The sequence below is a fragment of the Rhodococcus sp. NPDC058505 genome, from assembly GCF_042720095.1.
Lineage (GTDB): Bacteria > Actinomycetota > Actinomycetes > Mycobacteriales > Mycobacteriaceae > Rhodococcus_G.
In genome coordinates this window covers 248,739-268,332 of the sequence record NZ_JBHXNB010000001.1, presented here as the reverse complement: position 1 = coordinate 268,332, position 19,594 = coordinate 248,739, and the positions used below count along the sequence as shown (strand labels likewise).

At 71.3% G+C, this 19,594-nt stretch carries 16 protein-coding genes and 1 pseudogene; 8 read left to right on the top strand and 9 right to left on the bottom strand.

Going from position 1 to position 19,594, the window contains the following annotated elements; translation table 11 throughout:
* Positions 1-38: 38 nt before the first annotated feature.
* Both ACFWPA_RS01155 and ACFWPA_RS01150 read right to left on the bottom strand, forming a co-directional pair.
* Positions 39-476 carry a TIGR03668 family PPOX class F420-dependent oxidoreductase gene (locus tag ACFWPA_RS01155; protein ID WP_378507066.1) on the bottom strand — a complete coding sequence of 146 codons (438 nt, stop codon included), beginning with the start codon at positions 474-476 and terminating at the stop codon, positions 39-41.
* A 32-nt stretch (positions 477-508) separates the two neighbouring features.
* Complete coding sequence (locus tag ACFWPA_RS01150; RefSeq protein ID WP_378569478.1) at positions 509-1,426, bottom strand: aldo/keto reductase; 918 nt, start codon at positions 1,424-1,426, stop codon at positions 509-511.
* 173 nt (positions 1,427-1,599) lie between these two features.
* On the opposite strand from ACFWPA_RS01150, the gene ACFWPA_RS01145 reads away from it, so the two are divergent.
* The 5 genes from ACFWPA_RS01145 to mshC all read left to right on the top strand — a co-directional run bounded on the left by ACFWPA_RS01145 (position 1,600) and on the right by mshC (position 5,975).
* Positions 1,600-2,442: an undecaprenyl-diphosphate phosphatase gene (locus ACFWPA_RS01145; protein ID WP_378507272.1), complete on the top strand. Its 843-nt coding sequence runs from the start codon at positions 1,600-1,602 to the stop codon at positions 2,440-2,442.
* A gap of 52 nt (positions 2,443-2,494) precedes the next feature.
* Positions 2,495-3,205: a histidine phosphatase family protein gene (locus ACFWPA_RS01140; protein ID WP_378569476.1), complete on the top strand. Its 711-nt coding sequence runs from the start codon at positions 2,495-2,497 to the stop codon at positions 3,203-3,205.
* 65 nt (positions 3,206-3,270) lie between these two features.
* Positions 3,271-3,855: a DUF3090 domain-containing protein gene (locus tag ACFWPA_RS01135; protein WP_378507069.1), complete on the top strand. Its 585-nt coding sequence runs from the start codon at positions 3,271-3,273 to the stop codon at positions 3,853-3,855.
* A 3-nt stretch (positions 3,856-3,858) separates the two neighbouring features.
* Positions 3,859-4,686 carry an SCO1664 family protein gene (locus ACFWPA_RS01130; RefSeq protein ID WP_378507070.1) on the top strand — a complete coding sequence of 276 codons (828 nt, stop codon included), beginning with the start codon at positions 3,859-3,861 and terminating at the stop codon, positions 4,684-4,686.
* Between the two features lie 47 nt (positions 4,687-4,733).
* Positions 4,734-5,975 (top strand): cysteine--1-D-myo-inosityl 2-amino-2-deoxy-alpha-D-glucopyranoside ligase, encoded by a 1,242-nt coding sequence (gene mshC, locus ACFWPA_RS01125; RefSeq protein ID WP_378507071.1) that lies wholly within the window; start codon positions 4,734-4,736, stop codon positions 5,973-5,975.
* Positions 5,976-5,991: 16 nt separating this feature from the next.
* On the opposite strand, the gene ACFWPA_RS01120 is transcribed toward mshC, so the two are convergent.
* The 3 genes from ACFWPA_RS01120 to ACFWPA_RS01110 are packed head-to-tail and all read right to left on the bottom strand — an operon-like array spanning position 5,992 to position 13,041.
* Positions 5,992-10,179, bottom strand: coding sequence for a TIGR02680 family protein (locus tag ACFWPA_RS01120; RefSeq protein ID WP_378569474.1), 4,188 nt, complete (start codon positions 10,177-10,179; stop codon positions 5,992-5,994).
* Between the two features lie 13 nt (positions 10,180-10,192).
* Complete coding sequence (locus tag ACFWPA_RS01115) at positions 10,193-11,572, bottom strand: TIGR02678 family protein (protein ID WP_378569529.1); 1,380 nt, start codon at positions 11,570-11,572, stop codon at positions 10,193-10,195.
* A gap of 11 nt (positions 11,573-11,583) precedes the next feature.
* A complete protein-coding gene (locus tag ACFWPA_RS01110; protein ID WP_378569527.1) occupies positions 11,584-13,041 on the bottom strand; it encodes a TIGR02677 family protein in 1,458 nt (485 codons plus the stop codon).
* A gap of 131 nt (positions 13,042-13,172) precedes the next feature.
* Here ACFWPA_RS01110 and ACFWPA_RS01105 point away from each other — a divergent pair.
* The 3 genes and pseudogenes from ACFWPA_RS01105 to ACFWPA_RS01095 all read left to right on the top strand — a co-directional run.
* Positions 13,173-13,421: pseudogene (locus ACFWPA_RS01105) on the top strand (MgtC/SapB family protein); the annotation flags it as partial.
* A 43-nt stretch (positions 13,422-13,464) separates the two neighbouring features.
* Positions 13,465-13,764, top strand: a complete 300-nt coding sequence (locus ACFWPA_RS01100) for a hypothetical protein (RefSeq protein WP_378507289.1) — start codon at positions 13,465-13,467, stop codon at positions 13,762-13,764.
* A 31-nt stretch (positions 13,765-13,795) separates the two neighbouring features.
* A complete protein-coding gene (locus tag ACFWPA_RS01095) occupies positions 13,796-15,592 on the top strand; it encodes a molybdopterin-dependent oxidoreductase (protein ID WP_378569472.1) in 1,797 nt (598 codons plus the stop codon).
* Between the two features lie 60 nt (positions 15,593-15,652).
* Here the strand turns inward: ACFWPA_RS01095 and ACFWPA_RS01090 are convergent, their stop codons facing one another.
* The 4 genes from ACFWPA_RS01090 to narH all read right to left on the bottom strand — a co-directional run bounded on the left by ACFWPA_RS01090 (position 15,653) and on the right by narH (position 19,557).
* Positions 15,653-16,294 (bottom strand): MspA family porin, encoded by a 642-nt coding sequence (locus ACFWPA_RS01090; protein ID WP_378507074.1) that lies wholly within the window; start codon positions 16,292-16,294, stop codon positions 15,653-15,655.
* 169 nt (positions 16,295-16,463) lie between these two features.
* Complete coding sequence (gene narI / locus ACFWPA_RS01085) at positions 16,464-17,198, bottom strand: respiratory nitrate reductase subunit gamma (protein ID WP_378507075.1); 735 nt, start codon at positions 17,196-17,198, stop codon at positions 16,464-16,466.
* Entirely contained in the window at positions 17,195-17,920 is a 726-nt protein-coding gene (narJ, locus tag ACFWPA_RS01080) for a nitrate reductase molybdenum cofactor assembly chaperone (RefSeq protein WP_378507076.1), read from the bottom strand. Before narJ ends, narI begins: the two co-directional genes overlap by 4 nt.
* Positions 17,920-19,557 carry a nitrate reductase subunit beta gene (gene narH, locus ACFWPA_RS01075; protein WP_378507275.1) on the bottom strand — a complete coding sequence of 546 codons (1,638 nt, stop codon included), beginning with the start codon at positions 19,555-19,557 and terminating at the stop codon, positions 17,920-17,922. Before narH ends, narJ begins: the two co-directional genes overlap by 1 nt.
* Positions 19,558-19,594 lie beyond the last annotated feature (37 nt).

The following is a 19,594-nucleotide window of genomic DNA, read 5'->3' as shown; positions in this document are numbered from 1 at the left end:
TTGGAAACACGGTGTCGAGAAAACGTTTCGGCACCAGGTTAGCCTGGCCTTGGCTCAGCGTGTGCGCGGGATACCCACCCCACCCAGCGCCGCGGACGCACGACGATCACCGGCCCGGCGGGCAGCGCGTCCGTGTACTGCGGATACTTCTGGACGAGCGCCCAGATTCCGCGTTCGCCGGACGGTGACGTGGCGTCCACCACGTCCGCCGCGCCGTCCATCCGAACCCACCACAGCCGGGTCCAGTCCTCGTCGTACTCGTCGACGAGCAGGGACACCCGACCCGTCGCCCGCACATGGTCGAGGCGACGCAGCCGCCGCGTCGACTTCGGCTTCCCGTCGACGGCCGTGACCACCGCGTCGCCGTCGACCGCGAACACCACCGGGACCAGATGCGGCTCACCCGCGGCCGACACCGTGCCCAGTGTCGCCACCCGGGCCCGCTCGAATCGCCGCCGCGCCTCCCGCTCCCGCATGCCACCCAGGGTAGGGATCGGGCGCCGCGGCGTCAGGCGCTGACGTCGTCCAGGGCCGCAGCGATGGCGTCGGGCAGCTCCAGCTCCTCCGCGGCGAGCACGCCGGTGTGCTGGGCGTAGTCCCGCGCCCCCACGATCGCGCTGGCCACCCCCGGCCGGTCCCGCACCCACGCCAGCGCGACCGCCAACGGCGACGCGCCGAGCCCGTCCGCGGCGGTGACGACGGCGTCGACCACCCGGGAGGTTGCCGGCGTCAGGTACCCGGCCACCGACTCCGTGCCCGACTCCGACGCACCGCGCGAATCGGCGGGGATCCCGTCCCGATACTTGCCGGTGAGCACCCCACCGGCGAGCGGCACCGCCGCGAGCAACCCGACCCCGTGAAAGTCGGCCGCGGGCAGCAACTCATCCTCGGCGCCGCGGGCCAGCAGCGAGTACTCCGCCTGCGTCGCGGCCAGCGGGGCCGCGGCCGCCGTCGTCGCCAACTGCCAGCCCAGGTGGCCGCGGGCCCCGACATACCGGACCCGGCCGCTGGTGACGGCGTACTCGAGCACCGCGGCGACCTCGTCGACGGGAGTCCGCGGATCCCACGCCGCGACCTGCCACAGGTCGAGGTGGTCGGTGCCGAGATCGCGCAGGGTCGCGTCGAGTTGGGTGAGCAGCGCCCGGCGGGAACAGTCGACGCCGTCCCGTCCCGGATGGATTCCGCCACTGCTCGAGAGCACCAGCTCGGTGCGCGGCACCACGTCGTCGAGGAGTTCGGCCAGCACCCGCTGAGCGGCGCCGCCGCCGTAGAACGGCGACGAATCGACCAGCGTGCCACCGGCTTCCACGAACCCGACCAGCTGCGCCGCGGCCTCGTCGCCCTCGGTGTCCCGACCCCACGGCAGGGTGCCGAGACCGATCCGGGACACCCGCAGCCCGCTGCGTCCGACCGTCCGCTGCTTCATCGTTCGCTCACCACAACTCCGGAAGCGTAGTGCCGCGGCCAGGTGCGTGGCAGCCGGACGCGCCGAGCGGCCGCGGTGACGCGGGCGGGTACGGTGCTGTCCGTGATGCGCCGCCCGGCCACGTCGATGGCCCACCGACCCGATCCGCGCCTGCCCGATCGGGCCACCCGGTGATCGGGGAGTCGATGACCTGGGTGCAGGCGATCGTGCTCGGCGTCGTGCAGGGATTGACCGAGTTCCTGCCGATCTCGTCGTCCGGACACCTGCGGATCGTCTCCGAACTCTTCTTCGGTGCGGACGCGGGCGCGTCCTTCACCGCCGTCACCCAGCTCGGCACCGAGGCGGCCGTCCTGGTGTACTTCGCGCGCGACATTGGACGGATCGTGATGGCGTGGCTGCGGGGCCTGCGCGACCCGGACCGCCGCGACCACGACTACAAGATGGGCTGGTACGTCATCATCGGCACCATCCCGGTCGGGGTGCTCGGGTTCCTGTTCAAGGATCAGGTCCGCACCGGCGCCAGGAACCTGTGGCTGGTGGCGACGATGCTCATCGTGTTCGCGCTGGTGATCGCCGCCGCCGAACACTACGGGCGCAAGCAGCGCCCGATCGAGCAACTGACCCTCAAGGACGGCGTGCTGATGGGGTCGGCGCAGGCGCTGGCGCTGATCCCCGGCGTCTCCCGCTCCGGCGGCACGATCAGCGCGGGCCTGTTTCTCGGACTGACCCGTGAGGCCGCGGCGCGGTACTCGTTCCTGCTCGCCATCCCCGCGGTGACGGCGGCCGGCCTGTTCTCGCTGCCCGACGCCTTCGAGCCGGCGGGGGAGGGGCTCAACGCGAGCGGCCCCCAGCTGATCGTCGCGACGATCATCGCCTTCGTGATCGGGTACGCGACGATCGCGTGGCTGCTGCGGTTCGTGGTCAACCACTCCATGTACTGGTTCGTCGGCTACCGGATCATCCTCGGTGTCGTGCTGCTGGTCCTGCTCGGCACCGGCGTCGTCGCCGCGACCTGACGTGGGCCGAGTCGATCCGACCCCGTCCACAGATCCGACCTAGTCTGAATCCATGACGGTGATCCTGGTGCGGCACGGCCGCTCGACGGCGAACACGTCCGGTGTGCTCGCGGGACGCAGCCCCGGCATCGACCTCGACGACCTCGGCCGCGACCAGGCGGAGTCCCTCGTCGGGCGCCTCGCCGGGCTCGACGTCGCCGAGATCGTGCGGTCCCCGCTGCTGCGCTGCGAGCGCACGGTCGCGCCGCTCGCCGAGAAGCTGGGCCTGACGCCGGTCGTGGACGAGGGACTCGCCGAGGTCGACTACGGGCGATGGACCGGCAGGCCGATCAAGGACCTGCTCGCCGAGCCGCTGTGGAAGGTGGTGCAGCAGCACCCCTCCGCGGCGGTGTTCCCCGACGGGGAGGGGTTGGCGCAGGTGCAGGCCCGCGCCGTCGCCGCGATCCGCAGGCACGACACCCGACTGGCCGCCGAGCACGATCGGGACGTCGTGTGGATCGCGTGCAGCCACGGTGACGTGATCAAGTCCGTCCTCGCCGACGCGCTCGGCAACCATCTCGACGGCTTCCAACGGATCGTCGTCGAACCGGCGTCGGTCAGCGTCGTCCGGTACACCCCGACCCGGCCGTTCGTGCTGAGGATGAACGACACCGGCGCCGACCTGAGCGGACTGAACGCGTCCGCCTCCGCGTCCCCTGCCGGGGTCGGCGCGTCCGACGCGGTTCCCGGCGGTGCGGCGGGAACCTCGGGGAAGGGCGGATAATGGGATCGGGTGGACACCCGAACGCAACCCGACCGTGTGACGGCCCGATCAGGTGGAGGTGCTGAATGTCCCGAGCGATTCACGTCTTTCGCACCCCGGACCGGTTCGTCGCGGGCACCGTCGGTGAGCCGGGTGACCGCGCGTTTTATCTGCAGGCGGTGCACGACACGCGGGTGGTCAGCGTGCTCCTGGAGAAGCAGCAGGTGCAGGTGCTCGCGGACCGGATGGGGCTGCTGCTCGACGAGGTGCACCGGCGGTTCGGCACCGCGGTGCCGCCGCACGAGGCCGAACCCAGCGACACCAATCCGCTGGTGACGCCGATCGATGCCGAGTTCCGGGTCGGGACGATGGGACTGGGCTGGGATTCCGATGCCGGGGCGGTCGTCGTCGAACTGCTGGCGGTGTCCGAGTCGGAGGTCGACGAGTCGGTGGTCCTCGACGACGTGGATGAGGGCCCGGATGCGGTCCGGGTATTTCTCACTCCGCTGCAGGCCCGGGAGTTCGCGGTGCGGTCCGAGCGGGTCATCTCGGCCGGGCGGGCGCCGTGCCCGCTGTGCGGGGAGCCGCTGTCGCCGGAGGGGCACGTGTGTGTGCGGACCAACGGCTACCGGCGCGGCGCGACCTTCGCCCGACCCGACGGCGAGAGCTGACCGTTGCGCACGCCCGATCCCGACACCCCAGGCGCCACCGGCGCGGACCTGCTTGCCACCGGCGACCTGACGGTCCTCGGCCGGATCGTGTCGGCAAGCAACACGACGCTGGTGTGCGAGGCGACCGCGGAGGGACGCACCCAGCGCTGCGTCTACAAGCCGATCCGCGGGGAGCGCCCGCTGTGGGACTTCCCCGACGGCACCCTCGCCGGACGGGAGGTCGCCTCGTACCTGGTGTCCGAGGCGCTCGGGTGGGGCGTGATCCCGCGCACCATCCTGCGTGACGGCCCCTACGGTCCGGGGATGGTGCAGCGGTGGGTTCCGACACCCGAGACCGCCGGGGAGCGCGGCGAACGCCTCGACCTGGTCGACATCTGCCCGCCGGACCGGGTCCCCGACGGGTGGTTTCCGGTGCTCCACGCCTACGACGGCGACGGCGAGGAGGTGGCGTTGATCCACGCCGACGATCCGCGGTTGCGGCGGATGGCGGTGCTCGACGTGATCCTGAACAACGCCGACCGCAAGGGCGGCCACGCGCTCGAGGGCATCGACGGGTCCGTGTACGGGGTGGACCACGGCATCTGCCTGCATTCCGAGGACAAGCTGCGAACGGTGTTGTGGGGGTGGGCCGGACAGCCGATCGGTGGGGAACTGCTCGCCGACATCGACGTGCTTGAGGGGGCCCTCGGTGGTGACCTCGGCGACCGGTTGTCCGAGCACGTCACCGACGTGGAGGTTGCGGCGTTGCGGCGCCGCACCCGCGCCGTGCTGACGGATCCGGTGATGCCGCTGCCGAGCAGTCACCGCCCGATTCCCTGGCCCGCCTTCTGATCCGTCCCTTCGGTCGGGTGACCGGACGGTCCGATAGGCTCGACGACATGCAGTCCTGGTCCGACATCGCCGTTCCCCCCGTACCCGGTCAGGGGCCGCCGCTGCGGCTCCACGACACCGCGGACCGCCGCGTGCGACCCGTCACCCCGGGGCCGACGGCGACGATGTACGTGTGCGGGATCACCCCCTACGACGCGACGCATCTCGGTCATGCCGCGACCTATCTGGCGTTCGACCTGGTGAACCGGCTCTGGCGCGACGCGGGCCACGACGTGCACTACGTGCAGAACGTCACCGACGTCGACGACCCGCTGTTCGAGCGCGCCGAGCGGGACGGCGAGGACTGGGTGGTGCTCGGCATGCGCGAGACCGCGCTGTTCCGGGAGGACATGGAGGCGCTGCGGGTGCTGCCGCCCCGCGACTACATCGGCGCCGTTGAGTCGGTGAACGAGGTCGTCGAGATGGTCGGCAAGATGCTCGCCGCGGGCGCCGCATACGTCGTCGACGACGCCGAGTACCCGGACGTGTACTTCCGCGTTGATGCCACCGAGCAGTTCGGCTACGAATCCGGCTACGACCGGCCGACGATGGAGCGCTTCTTCGCCGAACGCGGCGGCGACCCGGGCCGCCCCGGGAAGCAGGACCCGCTCGACGCGCTGGTGTGGCGGGCCCGCAGGCCGGGTGAGCCGTCCTGGCCGTCGCCGTTCGGGGAGGGGCGGCCGGGTTGGCACGTCGAGTGCTCCGCGATCGCGCTGAACCGCATCGGGTCCGGCTTCGACGTCCAGGGCGGCGGCAGCGATCTGATCTTCCCACACCACGAGTTCTCCGCCGCGCACGCGGAATCCGTTGTGTGCGAACGGCGTTTCGCTCGTCACTATGTGCACACCGGGATGATCGGCCTGGACGGCGAGAAGATGTCGAAGAGTCGGGGCAACCTGGTGTTCGTCTCCAAGCTGCGCGGCGAGGGCGTGGATCCGATGGCGATCCGCCTCGGCCTGCTGTCCGGGCACTACCGCGAGGACCGGGCCTGGACCGGTGACGTGCTCGCGGCCGCCGAGCAGCGGCTCGCGCTGTGGCGGCGGGCGGCGGCCCTGCCGACCGGGCAGAACGCCGACGACACGGTCGCGCGGCTGCGTCAGCATCTCGCCGACGACCTCGATACCCCGAAGGCCCTCGATGCGCTCGACGGCTGGGCCCGCAGGGCCGTCGACCACGGCGGCTCCGACGCGGCCGCGCCCGGCCTGTTCTCCGATGCGGTCGACGCGCTGCTGGGAGTCTCGCTGCGCTGACCCGGCCCGCGCAGCGTCACACTTCCAGGAGGGCGAGGCCGCCATCGATCGAGGTCGGAACCCGCCTGCGCAGCGGCGACCCGAGCGCCCTGGCCAGGTTGGTGCCGTCGTGCTCCGACATCAGCATGCCGCCGTCCCACACCATCAGCGTCGCGCTGACCGTGTGCTCCGGCGTCGAATGGGACAGGTCGTAGTGCGCGCACCCGGGCACGTCGGGGTACGTGACCCACAGGTCGTAGCCGGTCATGAACAGGTCAAGGTCGAACTGCACGCTCAGCCCGAGCAGCTCGCTGCGGCCGTTGTCGTCGACCCCGGCGAACGCCTCGTCGAGGCCGAGCAGTCGCGGCGCGTGCGGATCAGCGGAGGAGAGCATGGCGTGCGCGGCCGCGAACAGCGGCAGGTGCAGCGACACCGACTGCTCACCGCCGGACAGGGCCCCGTGCCGGGCCGCGGTGAGCCGCTCCTCGGTGCCGTCCCCGGAGACCAGGGACAGTGAGAACACCCGCCAGCGCCGGTAGTCCAGCGCTTCGGTGAGGATCTCGGGGTACGCGCGCTCCGGGTGCGCGGCCCGCAGCGCGCGAATCCGGGTCGCGAAATGCGCTCGGATGGTGGCCAGTTCGTCCGGGCCGAGTGCGGAGGCGTCGCGGTCGAGCAGCTTCGAGACGGCGCGGGTCGGCTCGTCGAGGCTGTCCGCCAGCACCCAGTGCACGCCGATCGTGGTCCCCGACGACATGCGGCGTTCCCGCATCTCCGACGACATCTGCGCGATCAGGTCGCGGGCGTCGACGGTGCGCTCGTGGATCTGGTGGGCGAGACCGGTCAGCAGCGCGTCCTCAAGGATGCGCCGTTCCGAGTCGGTGAGTAGCAACTGCTGGTCGGCGCGGCGCGCGGAGATCAGCGCGGCGAAGTCGCCGATCGAGGACAGCCCCTGGTCGTGCTGGACCGTCACGGTGGTCAGGCCGTCCGCGGCGTCCCACCGCAGCCGGTAGTCCTGGCCCGCTGCCGCGAGTCGGGCGTCGAAGTCCTGCAGGGCACCGGTGAGGGCGGACCGGGTGGATTTGCCCGCCGCCTCGGACACCTTCACGCTGGCCGTCGCGGACTCGAGCGCCGCCTGCAGCGCCGCGACCTCGTCCGGGACCACCGCGACGGGTGCTCCCGGTTCGGTGTCGATCCGGTACACCAGCTGGTCGGTGGTCAGCCAGGCCGCATCCGACGCCGGCCACCCGTGCGCGGTGTCGACGCCGAGCAACTCAAGCAGATCGCGCCGGGCGTAGGGGGCGAGACGCTGAGCGTCGGAACGGGTTTCGGTGATCGCCCCGCGCAGGGCAAGGGCGGCGGCGCCGTGCGCCCCCTCGGTCTTGCCGATCCACTCGACGGCGCTGTCGTAGGCCCTGCGGGCGGCCCGCTGCTCGGTCGTCGCCGCGTCGATGCGGTCCCGGGCGCTCGCGATCTCGGCGTCGATCTCGTCGGCACCCGCGCCGAGCGAGTCCCGCAGCGTCTGCAGGTTCTGCTCCTGGTGCTCAAGCTTGGCCACGGCAAGGTCGGCTTCCTCGGTGAACTCCTCCGCGACGTCCCGAGCCTCCGCGTGCCGGTCGGCGGCCTCGCGGCGATGCTCGTTCTCCTTCTCCCGGTCCCGGCGACAGCGCACCACCAGGTCGCCGCGGGTCTCGAAGTGCCGGATCGCGGCGGCGAGGGCGTCCAGCGCCGGTCCCCACGCGGCGTCGGCGCCGGGCCCGGCGGACGGCACCCGGTGCCGGGCCGCGGCCTCCCGCAGCGCGCGGTCCCGGACCGCGAGCTCGGCGATCGCCTGGTCCAGTTCCTGCTGCGTCGCCGACGCGGCCTCGTCGCGGCTGCGCAGCGCGCCCGCCGCCTCGGACACGGCACGCAGCGCCGACTGCACGGCGGACGGGCGCGGCAGGGCCCGCCCCGCGGCGGTCAGCGCGGTGACCAGGTCGGCGGCCGCGGACTGCTCGTCGAGGGCCCGGTCGCGGCGCCGCTGAGCCTGCTCGAGTGCGGCGTCGAGGTCACGCAGCCGCTGCTCGCGGCGGCGTTGCCGGGCGGTGACCCCGATGAACTCCGCCGCAGCCTTGGTGTGCCTGCCCACCTGGATCCCCTGGCGGAACCGGCCGGACACGCCAACACCCGGACCGTCGCCCGACCCGGTGTGCAGCGCAATCGAACTCAGCAATGCGCCGACGCGCTCGGCAGGCACACCCGTGTCGGGCTCGGCGACGAGCACGTCCGCCAGGGTGGCCCCGTCCGGCCGATCCGCGGCGGGCAGCGGCACCAGGAACTGCTCCGACTCGTGGTCGGGCAGGGGGCCGTCGGCGGCGGGCACCCAGCCGTCGAGCAGCTGTGCGGCGGTCAGCGCGGCCTCGATCCCGGCCGCGTCGGCGGCATCGACGTGGTCGGCGAACCGGACCAGCCGCCACAGCGGCGCCCCGGACAGCGTCGACCGGTCATCGGTCCGGAACGGGATCGGGGGCGGGGCGTCGTCGTGTTCGGCCGCGATCCGCGCCCGATCGGCGGTCAGCGCCGTGATCTCGGCGGTGGCCTGCGCGGCATCGGTTTCGGCCCTGGCCCGCCCGGCGCGCACCGTGTCGATCGGGTCGGTGGTGTGGCCGTCGAGGATCTCGGTGAACGTCGGCGCCTCGTCGTCGCCGATCGCGGCGACCGACTCGTGCAGCTCCACGAACAGGTCGCTGGAGATGCCGACCCGCGCGTACAGCGACGAGTGCGTGGTCCACCAGCGGCGGACCGCGGTCGACGTTTCGGAGCGGGCCAGCGCGGTCCGCGCCTCCGCCTCCTTGACGGCGACGGTGGCTGCGTCGAGCAATTCCCGGCCGCGGTCCGTGGCCCGCTGCGCCCGCTCCCGTTCGGCTCCTGCGCGCTGCGCCGCGGCCACCGACTCGCGGACCACGCGCACGTCGCCGGTCCGTTCCTCCGCGTGCCCGCGGACCGTGGTGGTGAGCTGGTCGCCGCGGGCCTCGTCCGGCAGTGCCGCCCAGTCGATCCCGGCGTCCGTCGCCGCGGACTGCAGCTCGTCCTCGGCGCGGGCCAGCGCGTCGACGGCCCGGGTCACCCTGGCCTGCGACTGCGCCGCCTCCTCCGCGCGCTGCGCGAGACTCGACTGCGCCTTGCGGGCCTTGTCGGACTGCGCCTCGGTGGACCGGTGTAGGTCCGCGACCACCGCGGCGAGATCATCGAGTTGTTGCTTGCCCTCGTAGGCAGTCGACCGCTGCAGCGTCTCCAACTCGCCGCGGGCCAGGTCGAGGGCGCGGTCGGCCGCCGCGACCCGCTGCTCCGACTCGGCCCGTTCGGTCTGCCTGCGGGTCCGGTCGGCGACGGCCGCCTCCAGCGCGGCGGTCGCGGCGGTCACCGCCTCGATGCGGCGGGCGACCTGTTCGACGTCGGTACGTGCCTGCTGGCGCAGGTACTTCGTGTACACGCCGATGAACGACCCGGTGGCCTGATCGGCGGCGGTGAGCCCCTCGAGCGCGCGGCCCACCTCCTCCATGTCGCTGAACGAGCGCGCCGCCTCCAGCACCAGGTGCTCGTCGAGCGGACGCAGGCCGTCGGTCAATGCCTGCGACAGCCCCTTCGGGTCCAGGTTCTTCGCGAGCTGCGGTCGGCGCAGCGTCAGGATCAGCGTGATCAGCTGGTCGTAGCGCTGCGCACCGAGCCCGAACAGCCGTGCGTCGATCGCCGCCCGATAGTCCACCGGCCGGTCACAGATCGCGTCCCCGCCGATCTGCTCGGCAAGCTGCTTCTTGGTCACCGGCTGATCCCCGGCGGCCAGCAGGGAAAAGTCGACGCCGACCCGGCCGTCGGCGACGAAATGCCACCGCGTCACCTTGTCGTTCTGCCTGCTCGCCCGCATGCCGATGCCGACGGTGACGGCCTCCGGGTCCGCGGCGTCGCCGCGGGCGAACTCCATCCACACGTAGGCGTGCACGCTGTCTTCGCCGCGGTAGAGCAGGTTCGACTTCATCGTCCGCTCCTCACCGGCGAACGGGTTCAGCCGCCGCGGCTCGATGCGGCCGTCCAGGACGAACGGGAACAGCACCTCCAGGGCCTTCGTCTTGCCGGAGCCGTTCGGGCCGCGCAGCACCAGACGACCGTCCGCGAACGAGAACTCCTGGTCCCGGTAGTCCCACAGGTTGACGATTCCCGCGCGGGTGGGGCGAAAACGCGCACTGGCCATGTGAAGTCAGCCTCTACTTCTCGTCGGTGGGGAGGTCGGGATCGGTCGGGGTGGCGCCGACGGACAGCAGGTCCGGTTCGGGCGCCCGCTCGCGGATCGTCACCACCACCCCGCGGTATCGCGCCAGCGCGGGCAGCGCCAGCACGCCGCCGTCGATGCGGCGCAGCAGCCGCTGCCCGTCCAATAGGTCGACGGCCCGCCGCTGCAGGCCGGCCGGGTCGGCCTGCCACTGCGCGGCGAACGTCCGGCCGAACCTGTCGACGAGGTCGGCGACCCGTGTCTCGATCCAGCTGTGCTCGATGAACGGGTACCGCGTCGACGGCGCGTCCGGGTCGGCCGTGTCCGCGGGCCGGTCGAGGAGGTCGTGCAGCACGCTCGCCTGCGGGATCGCGGCATCGAGCTGCCCGACCAGGTCCGCGGTCGGCGTCGTGGGCAGCGGCAGCAGCACCGGTTCGGGGGCGTCGGGGTCACCGAGCCGGTCGGCGATCTCCCCGCACAGCAGCAGCGCCACCTGCGCGATGGTGCCGGTGCCGGGGAACCGGACGTCGGACAGTCGTCCGGACGGGTCGATCAGCGCGACGCCCTCGGCGCGGCGTTCGGCGACCAGTCCGGTCAGCAGTTCCACATCGGCGGCGGTCCGGGGCAGCGCGAGCTGGAGCCGTTCGTCGTCGTCCAAGTCGTCCGCGTACACCACCGGCTGCTGCACCAGGGCGCGCCGCACCCGGCGCGCGGTCTCCCGCGCTGCGGTGTCCGGGGTGGCGGTGTCCTCGGCGGGCGCGGCGAGCAGCCCGCGCACCGACGACAGGTGCTGCAGTGCCTTGGGCGGACGGAACAGTGCGATCACCACGGAGCGGTCGATGTCGTAAAGCGCTTCGCCCGCTTCGGGATTCGACGCCCAACCGCCCGCATCGCCGTCCGCGAGGGTGATCGCGCCGCGGGCCGCCAGCCACCCGACGGCATCGACGAATGCGTCCCGGTCCGCGGCGCGCTCCGTGGACAACTCCACCGCCGGCACCTGCGACGCCTCGGCGGCGACGTGCTCGGCGAGCTCGGAGAGGGTGATCTGGTTGCCAGCCCGCCCGAGCCCAGCGAGAACCAGCGCCAGGTACGCGTACCGGCGCCGGTCGAAGGTGCGGTCCCCGGCGGTACGGGCGGGCGCCGTCGGATCGAGCCGGTCGGCCGCGGTGAACAACCGCGCCGTCGTCTCGGTCACCTCGAGCCGGTAGCCGAACAGTTCCAGCAGATCGTCCCGCAGTTCGGTGGTCCAGCGCCGCAGCAGCGGCAGCGCGGCAGCGTCCGGATAGGTCGCGGTGACCAGGTGATTGGCCAGGATCACCCGCGCGGCCCGCTGGTAGGACTCGAGCATCAGCGGCGAGATCTCCCGCGCCGACAACTGTGCGGCCCTCACTGCACCCTCACCCGCAGCCGGTCCAGGTGCAGTCGCCCGCGCGTCGTCTGCACCGTCGTCGACGTGTCGTGCGGCTCGAGGGTCAACTGCACACCGTGCTCCGATCCGGTGGACCCGCGGACGGTGCCGCGGACCGCGACCCGCGCGGACAGGGCGGTGGTGAGCAGGCTCAGCAGCACCTCGGTCTCCTGATCGTCGAGGACCCGCTCGTAGGCGCCGCCCGCGGCGAGCGAACGCGCGGCCTCGGCCCGGGCGCGTTGCGCGGCGAGTTGAGCCGCACGCAACCGGCGGATACCGGCGTCGTTGCGCTGCACCCGGCTCGGTGCCCCGGCCGCGGCGGGTCGGCCGGTTTCGGCGAGGGTGCGGGAGATCTCCACCGGCGGTGCGTCCCACCAGGACCGGGTGTCCGGGATGACGTCCGCGTCGGGATGCACCGTCGACAGGTGCCGCGGACGGCCGAGGTCGAACACCGCCTGGAACAGGGCGTGCGCCGCGTCCTCGGTGGGGGCGGCGGCGAACCACCCGGCGAGGTGCCGGAGCTGACTCTCCCTGCTGACGCCGCCGCGGCGGGTCTCGGTGACGCGCCGCAGCAGCGACAGCACCGCGGCGATCGCGCTCATCGTGCCCTCCCGCAGCCGCTCCGATTCGCTGACGGTCCCGGGAACGGGCACGAACCACTGCCGCACCCCCGCCCACCGCGCCGCCCAGTCGGCCTCGCGCTCCACCGCCGGGAGGAACACGCGTTCGTCGGCGACGGCGGCCCTGGCCAGCAGCGCGGGCATGCCGGTGTCCTCGACCGCGGTGATTGCCGAAGCCAGCTTGGGCGTGTACCGGGCGAGGTCGGAACCGAACTCTCGCATGTGGGTGAGCAGCGCGTCCTTGTGGGTGAGGAATGCCTCCGGGGTGACCTCGGTGGTGCGGACCAGGTTTCCGAGGGTGAGGTAGAACTGCGCGGCCCGCGATGCCAGGCCGGACAGGGTGTCGTCGAGGCGGCGCAGCGTGCGGTAGATCAGTTCACCGTCCCCCGCACGGTTCGCCGCAGCGAGTCCGTGCAGGTCGGCGAGCAGGTCGGGCAGCGCCAACCGGGACAGCGCCGCCTCGTCGAGGCGGGCGCCGAGCACCTCCTCCACCGCCAGGAACGCCTGGTAGCCGAGCTGGCTGAACTGGTAGACGAAGTGCCGGTTGCGGTACTCGGCGAGGGTCGCGGCGCGGGTTCCGTCGTAGCTGCGCTCGAGCACACCCCACACGTGCAGCTGGTCGAGCAGGGGAGTGACCTCCGCGGCGGTGAGCGTCCGATCGCCGGGCCGGCCCGGGCCCGCCGTCCGGTCGAGGGTCGCGGCGACCTCACCGGCGTGCAGCAGCACCACGTAGTTCGCGCGGGCGTGGTCGAACGCGCGGAGCACGGACAGGTAGTCGGTGCGCTTCTCCGCGGTCGCGAACGCGAACAGGCGCAGCCGGTCACCCGTGACATAGGCGTCGGCGTGGCCGCCGCCCGTGACACAGGCGTCGGGAGCGGTCGCTGGGGCGGAATCGGTCACCGTGACAGGGTAGGGGAGCAGGGGCGGTCCATCGAGCAGCCCCGGCCGTGCGGGCGGTCCGAACCCCGGGAACCCCGACCGGCGCCGCCGGACCGGAGCACAATGGGAAGCCGGTGGACGTGCAGTGGTGGGGACAGACAACCGGGCAGGGCTGGCCGCAGCTTCTTGCGCTCGGCTATGCACTCGTGTTGTGCTCCGCGATCGGGTTCGAGCGCGAGGTCCGCCACAAGAGCGCGGGTGTGCGGACGTACGCGATCGTGGGAACGGGATCGGCGTTGTTCGTGCTGATCAGCAAGTTCGGGTTCGGCGACGTCCTCCAGCGCGGGCTACTTCGTCGTGATGTACCTGTATCCACCGATTCTGCAGAGAATCCCGGGAATCCGATCGCCCCGGGAGCCGATCCGGCTGCGCTACCTCGACGGCCGTGGACTGCTGCGTCAGGTTCTCAAGACGGCGACCGAGATGGGCTTCTCCGTGACCCACATCGATACCACCCACTCGGGCGACGCGGGTTTCGTACGCCTCGTCATGGACGTGGAGGGCCGCGGCGATCCGGTTCGGCTCGCCGATCGGCTCGCCGCGATCGACGGAGTCTTTGACGTGTCGGCAGGCGATCGGGACGAGATCGACGACGAATGACCGATCCGCGGGTCAGGCGTAGCATCCGGGTATGGGGAATGTCGAAGGACATAACCCAGACAGGTCAACCACTTCCACTCGGTCCGGGCGACCCGACACCGCGGTCGCCGCCTATCGAACCGACCTGCAGCCCGGCGAGGATGCGCTGAATCTCGACACCTGGGCCGGTGGACTGTCGAACACCCGAGCGCTCGCCCCGCGGGTGCGGCTCGGACGCGGCACCTGGTTCAACCTGCTGTGGTTACTTCCACTCGGATTCATCGTCCTGCTCGTCGCGGTCGCGGTCGCGAAGGGGTTGTACGACAACGCCTCGGTGCAGGCGTTCATGACCCGGCACCCCGGCACTCATGTGCCGCCGGAGTCGGCGGCCGATCCGGGGATCCCGGCCTGGGTCGGGGTGCTGCACTTCTTCAATCTCTTCATGATGATGTTCATCATCCGGTCCGGGCTGCAGATCCTCGTCGACCATCCGCGGCTGTACTGGACCCGCGGCAGCACCCCGGGACGGGAATGGTTCCGGGTGCAGAAGCCGGTGCCCGACGATCCGCTGTGGACGGCCAAGGACGACTCGGTGGGGCTGCCCGCCCAGGTCGGGCTGCCCGGGGTCCGGCACACCATCGGCCTCGCCCGCTGGTGGCACCTCGGGGTGGACGTACTGTGGCTGGTCAACGGGCTCGTCTTCTACGTGCTGCTGTTCACCACCGGCCAGTGGCGGCACCTGGTGCCGACGAGCTGGGAGGTGTTCCCCAACGCCGTCACCGTCACCATCGAATACCTGTCGCTGAACTGGCCCGACACCAACGGATGGGTCGCGTACAACAGCCTGCAACTGCTCACCTACTTCCTGACCGTGTTCGTCGCGGCACCGCTCGCGGTGCTGTCCGGGCTGTGCATGTCGCCCGCGCTGTCGACCCGGTTCACCCGGATCAGCAACGTGGTCAACATTCAGGTGGCGCGCTCGGTGCACTTCCTGGTGCTGGTCTGGTTCCTGCTGTTCATCACGATCCATGTCACCTTCGTGGTGACCACCGGGGTGCTGCGCAACCTCAACCACATGTTCGGCGCCCGCGACGACGACAGCTGGGTCGGCTTCGGGGTGTTCTCCGTCGCCCTGGTGATCGTGCTGCTCGGCTGGGTCGCGGCCACCCCGGTCACGCTGCGGCACCCGCGGATCGTGCAGCGGGTCGGGTACGCCCTGATCGGGCCCGCGCAGCGGCTGTTTGAGCACGCCGACGCCCGGCCGGGCGCGCTGACCGAACAGGACATCTCCCCGTACCTGTGGCACAACGGCACCTACCCGGACAGCGCCGAGTACCGGCACCTGTACGACACCGATTTCGCGGACTACCGGCTCCGGATCCACGGGCTCGTCGATCATCCCGCTGAGCTGTCGCTGGCGGATCTGCGTGCGCTGCCGTACCACGAGCAGATCACCCAGCACTTCTGCATCCAGGGCTGGTCGGGTGTCGCGAAATGGGGCGGCGTGTCGATGCAGACGATCCTCGACCTGGTCACGCCGCTGCCCGAGGCGCGGTGGGTGGTGTTCTACTCGCTGGCAGAGGGGGCGAACGGCGGCACCTACTACGACGCGCACGCGATCGACCAGATGAGCCACCACCTGACGATGCTCGCCTACAACATGAACGATGCCCCGCTGACCTACGGGCACGGTGCCCCGCTGCGGCTGCGCAACGAGGTGCAACACGGGTTCAAGCACGTCAAGTGGATCCGCGGCATCGAGTTCGTCACCCGCTTCTCCGATGTGGGCGGCGGGCACGGCGGCTACAACGAGGACCACGAGTACTACGGCTACCGGCAGTCGCTGTGAGGACGGACAACCGTGCCCGGGGCAATCGCCCCGGGCACGGTCGTGGTGCTGCCGTTGGCGTCAGACCTGGAACGGGACCCCGTAGGTGACCACGATGTCGCCGCTCGCCAACTGCACGCGGGCGTAGGGCCGGATCGACACCGCGCCGATGGCGCCGGCGACGGACCCGTGCACCCCGGACATCCGGACCAGTGCGCTGGCGCCGTCGAACGGCTTGTCCAGCAGGATCGGCACGTCCGTGATCCCGCCGGGCTCGAGGTCGATGTCGAGGGACTGGGACGGGATGATGTCGCCGACGAGGTCGGTGCCGCCGCCGAAGTCGATCCCGATGATCGGCTCGCCAAGCAGGTCGGCGAAGCCGATGTTGAAGTCGCTTCCGGTGACGAAACCGAGGGCGGGGGTGTTGAGGCCGATGGTGGCGCCCGCCAGCGCGATCGGGTAGCCGATCTGGTAGCCGACGGTGAGCAGGCTGCCCTCGAGGGCGTCCGCGCCGGGCCCGGTGATGTTGACCCCGGCGTATCCGCTGTGGAAGAACTCCCGCGACAGCGGGGACCCGTCGAGCGGCGGCACCGAGGTGAACCGGGTGTCGCCCTGGAGCACCTCGATGTTCTGGCCCGCCCCGGACATCATCGAGCTGACATTGTCGACCTCGGCGGCCGCGGTGCCGGAACCGAGCAGCAGGCCGGTCACCGCCAGCGCCATCGCGCCGGAGGCGATGCGACCGCGGTGACGGCGGGGAGTGGGGTGTCGTCGGGGAGTAACAGCAGGCAGCTTCATGAGGTGGCCCGTCCGCTCGTTGAGGAGAGTGTGTCCTGACGCACTGCAGTTCGGGATGGACTCTATCGCCTGCGCATCCCCGTCGCACCGAACTTCACGCGCGCGTCCGGTTCGCCGTCTCCCAGGCCCGGTCGTAGCGGTTGCCGCCCGGGCGCTTCGGGTCCTTGCTGCGGTACACCACATACGGCCGGCCCAGGTAGCCGAGCGGCGCGCTGAACACGTGCACGAGGCGGGTGTACGGCCAGATCGCGAGCAGGGCAAGCACCGTCAGCCCGTGCAGTTGGAAACTCAACGGCACCCCGACCATCAGCTCCGGCATCGGCTGCAGCGAGAACAGGCTGCGGAACCACGGCGATACCGTTGACCGGTAGTCGTAGCTGCCGAGGATCAGGTTTTCGCCGAGCGTGTTGACCATGCCGGTCGCGATCACCGCGACGAACAGCACATACATGATCCTGTCGCTGGTGCTGCTCGCCTTCCGGACGCTCGGCACCGCGATCCTGCGGTAGACGAGGATCGACAGCCCCGCGACGGTCGCGAGCCCGGCGGGGACGCCGAGGCCGACGGCCATCAGGTGGTACGCGTGGTCGGAGATGCCGACCGCGCGTGTCCAACTCGCGGGGATCAGCACACCGCCGACATGGCCGGCGAGCACCGCCAGGATCCCGAAGTGGAACAGCGGGCTGCCGAGGCGCAGCAGCCGCGACTCGTACATCTGCGACGAGCGGGTGGTCCAGCCGAACTGGTCCTTGCGGTACCGCCACACATGCCCGACCACGAACGAGGTCAGCGCGATGTACGGGAGGGTCAGCCAGAGCAGGGTGCTCACCGGGGAACTCCGATCTGCGGGATGTCGAGGAACTGAGGTTCGGCGCCGACCGGCGGATGCAGCGAGGGATCCAGGGCATAGGTGTCGAGGCCGACGGCGTCCTCGGGCGGGCCCTCCGCCGCCAGCTTCACCACCTGGGCGCGGTCCTCCGTATCCAGGCCGGGCAGCGTCGCGCACAGCGCGTCCAGCACGGCCGCGTAGGGGGAGTCGCCGTCCCGCAGGGACAGCCGCAGCACCTCGAGCACCGCGCGATGGGTGATCAGCAGCCGCCGGCCGCGGGCCGGGTCGGTGGTGGCGGCGAACTCGAGGACCACCGGCAGGAAGTCGGGCAGCTCGTGGTCGCCGAGCTCGAGGCCCGCGTTGCGATACGCGGTCTTGAAGCGCAGCAGCGCCATTCCGCGCCCGCGGGTGTCGCCGTAGGCGTAGTACGACAGGTGCAGGCTCGACCGGCGGCGCAGGTCGAACGTCTCGACGTAGCGGGCGGCGAGCGCGATCGGTTCCTGCCCGCGCAGGTGGTCGATGCAGGACAGCAGGCTCGGCCCGGCGGGCGCCGGGATCTGCTCCGCCGCGGACCGGAGATCGTCGAGCAGGTCCAGCGTCGACGGGTGCGGGTAGTCCAGGACGAGCGCGGCGATCCGCCAGACCAGACGCTGCTGCGTTTCGGTGAGTTCCCCGACGGCCGCACGCGTGCGCCGCCCACGGAGCAGTCCGATGCCCGCCATCAGGACTCCTGCCTAGTTCCGGCGGGGACGAGTCCGTCGGTGCTGCGGCCGTCCCAGTTCAGCAGGTTGATCCGGCGTTCCTTGTTCTCCGGCGCCGCCGTGTTGGTGTCCTCCCCGACGAGGTGGAACTTGTCGGCAACCACGTCGAACGCGGTCATGCCAGGCCCGCCTGCGCTCGGTCCGCCCATGCCCGGGCCGCCGTCGTCGTCGAGGCTGCAGCCGGTGGCGAGCGCGTCGAGTCGGTGCGCGTCCGAGCCTGCGCCGGTCGGGATCACGTACCGGTCCTCGTATTTCGCGAGCGCGAGCAGCCGGTACATCGCGGTCAGCTCGTCCGGTGTCAGCCGGACCGCGGCCGCGACCTCCGGCTTGAGTGCCTCGCCGAGGTTCACCTGCCGCATGTGCGCGCGCATCGCGGCGAGGCGTTGCAGCGACGCCCGCACCGGCCCGACCTCACCGGCGGTGAACAGTTCCGCCAGGTACTCGACGGGGATGCGCAGCGAGTCGATGGCGCCGAACAGGTTGTCGGCCTCCTCGCCGTCATGCCCGGTGTCCGAGAGCGCCTCGACCATCGGCGACAGCGGCGGGATGTACCAGACCATCGGCATGGTGCGGTATTCCGGGTGCAGCGGCAGCGCCACCTGGTAGTCGACGATCAGCTTGTAGACCGGCGAGTTTTGGGCGGCCTCAATGAACTCGGCGGAGATGCCTGCCCGTTCGGCCTCGGCGACCACCCGCGGATCGTGCGGGTTGAGGAACACCCCCAGCTGCGACGGATAGAGGTCCTTCTCGTCGGTGACCGACGCCGCCTCGAGGACCGCGTCGGCGTCGTACAGCATCACGCCGATGTAGCGGAGCCTGCCGACGCACGTCTCCGAGCAGATGGTCGGGATGCCGACCTCGATCCGCGGGTAGCAGAACGTGCACTTCTCGGCCTTGCCGGTCTTGTGGTTGAAGTAGATCTTCTTGTAGGGGCAGCCGGTGACGCACTGCCGCCAGCCCCGGCACTTGTCCTGGTCGACGAGCACGATGCCGTCCTCGGACCGCTTGTAGATCGCACCCGACGGGCACGACGCCGCGCACGCCGGGTTCAGGCAGTGCTCGCAGATCCGCGGCAGGTAGAACATGAACGTCTGCTCGAACTCGAGCTTGACCTTGTCGGACACCCTGGCCAGCAGCGGATCCCGGCCCACCTGCTCCGGCCCGGAGCCGAGGTCGTCGTCCCAGTTCGCGCCCCAGGTGACCTTGGTGTCCTCGCCGGTGAGCAGCGACTTCGGCCGGGCCACCGGGACGGTGTCCGACGGCGGCGACGCGAGCAGGTTGTCGTAGTCGTAGGTCCACGGCTCGTAGTAGTCCTCGACGGTCGGCAGGTCCGGGTTCGCGAAGATGCCAAGGAGCCGCTTGAACCGCGACCCGGACTTGAGGGTCAGCTTGCCGCGCTTGTTCAGCGTCCAGCCGCCCTTCCACTGCTCCTGGTCCTGGTACCGCCGCGGATAGCCCTGCCCGGGGCGGGTTTCGACGTTGTTGAACCACGCGTACTCGACGCCGCCGCGGTTGGTCCACGCCTGCTTGCAGGTGACGCTGCAGGTGTGGCAGCCGATGCACTTGTCGAGGTTCATCACCATCGCCATCTGTGCCATGACCCTCATGATTTGCTCACTCCGCAGGCTCCGCTCG

Coding starts and splice junctions, on each gene's coding strand:
- ACFWPA_RS01155 (WP_378507066.1), bottom strand. CDS start 476: ATGCGGGAGCGGGAGGCGCGGCGGCGATTCGAGCGGGCCCGGGTGGCG.
- ACFWPA_RS01150 (WP_378569478.1), bottom strand. CDS start 1,426: ATGAAGCAGCGGACGGTCGGACGCAGCGGGCTGCGGGTGTCCCGGATC.
- ACFWPA_RS01140 (WP_378569476.1), top strand. CDS start 2,495: ATGACGGTGATCCTGGTGCGGCACGGCCGCTCGACGGCGAACACGTCC.
- ACFWPA_RS01135 (WP_378507069.1), top strand. CDS start 3,271: ATGTCCCGAGCGATTCACGTCTTTCGCACCCCGGACCGGTTCGTCGCG.
- mshC (WP_378507071.1), top strand. CDS start 4,734: ATGCAGTCCTGGTCCGACATCGCCGTTCCCCCCGTACCCGGTCAGGGG.
- ACFWPA_RS01120 (WP_378569474.1), bottom strand. CDS start 10,179: ATGGCCAGTGCGCGTTTTCGCCCCACCCGCGCGGGAATCGTCAACCTG.
- ACFWPA_RS01100 (WP_378507289.1), top strand. CDS start 13,465: ATGTACCTGTATCCACCGATTCTGCAGAGAATCCCGGGAATCCGATCG.
- ACFWPA_RS01095 (WP_378569472.1), top strand. CDS start 13,796: ATGGGGAATGTCGAAGGACATAACCCAGACAGGTCAACCACTTCCACT.
- ACFWPA_RS01090 (WP_378507074.1), bottom strand. CDS start 16,294: ATGGCGCTGGCGGTGACCGGCCTGCTGCTCGGTTCCGGCACCGCGGCC.
- narJ (WP_378507076.1), bottom strand. CDS start 17,920: ATGGCGGGCATCGGACTGCTCCGTGGGCGGCGCACGCGTGCGGCCGTC.
- narH (WP_378507275.1), bottom strand. CDS start 19,557: ATGGCACAGATGGCGATGGTGATGAACCTCGACAAGTGCATCGGCTGC.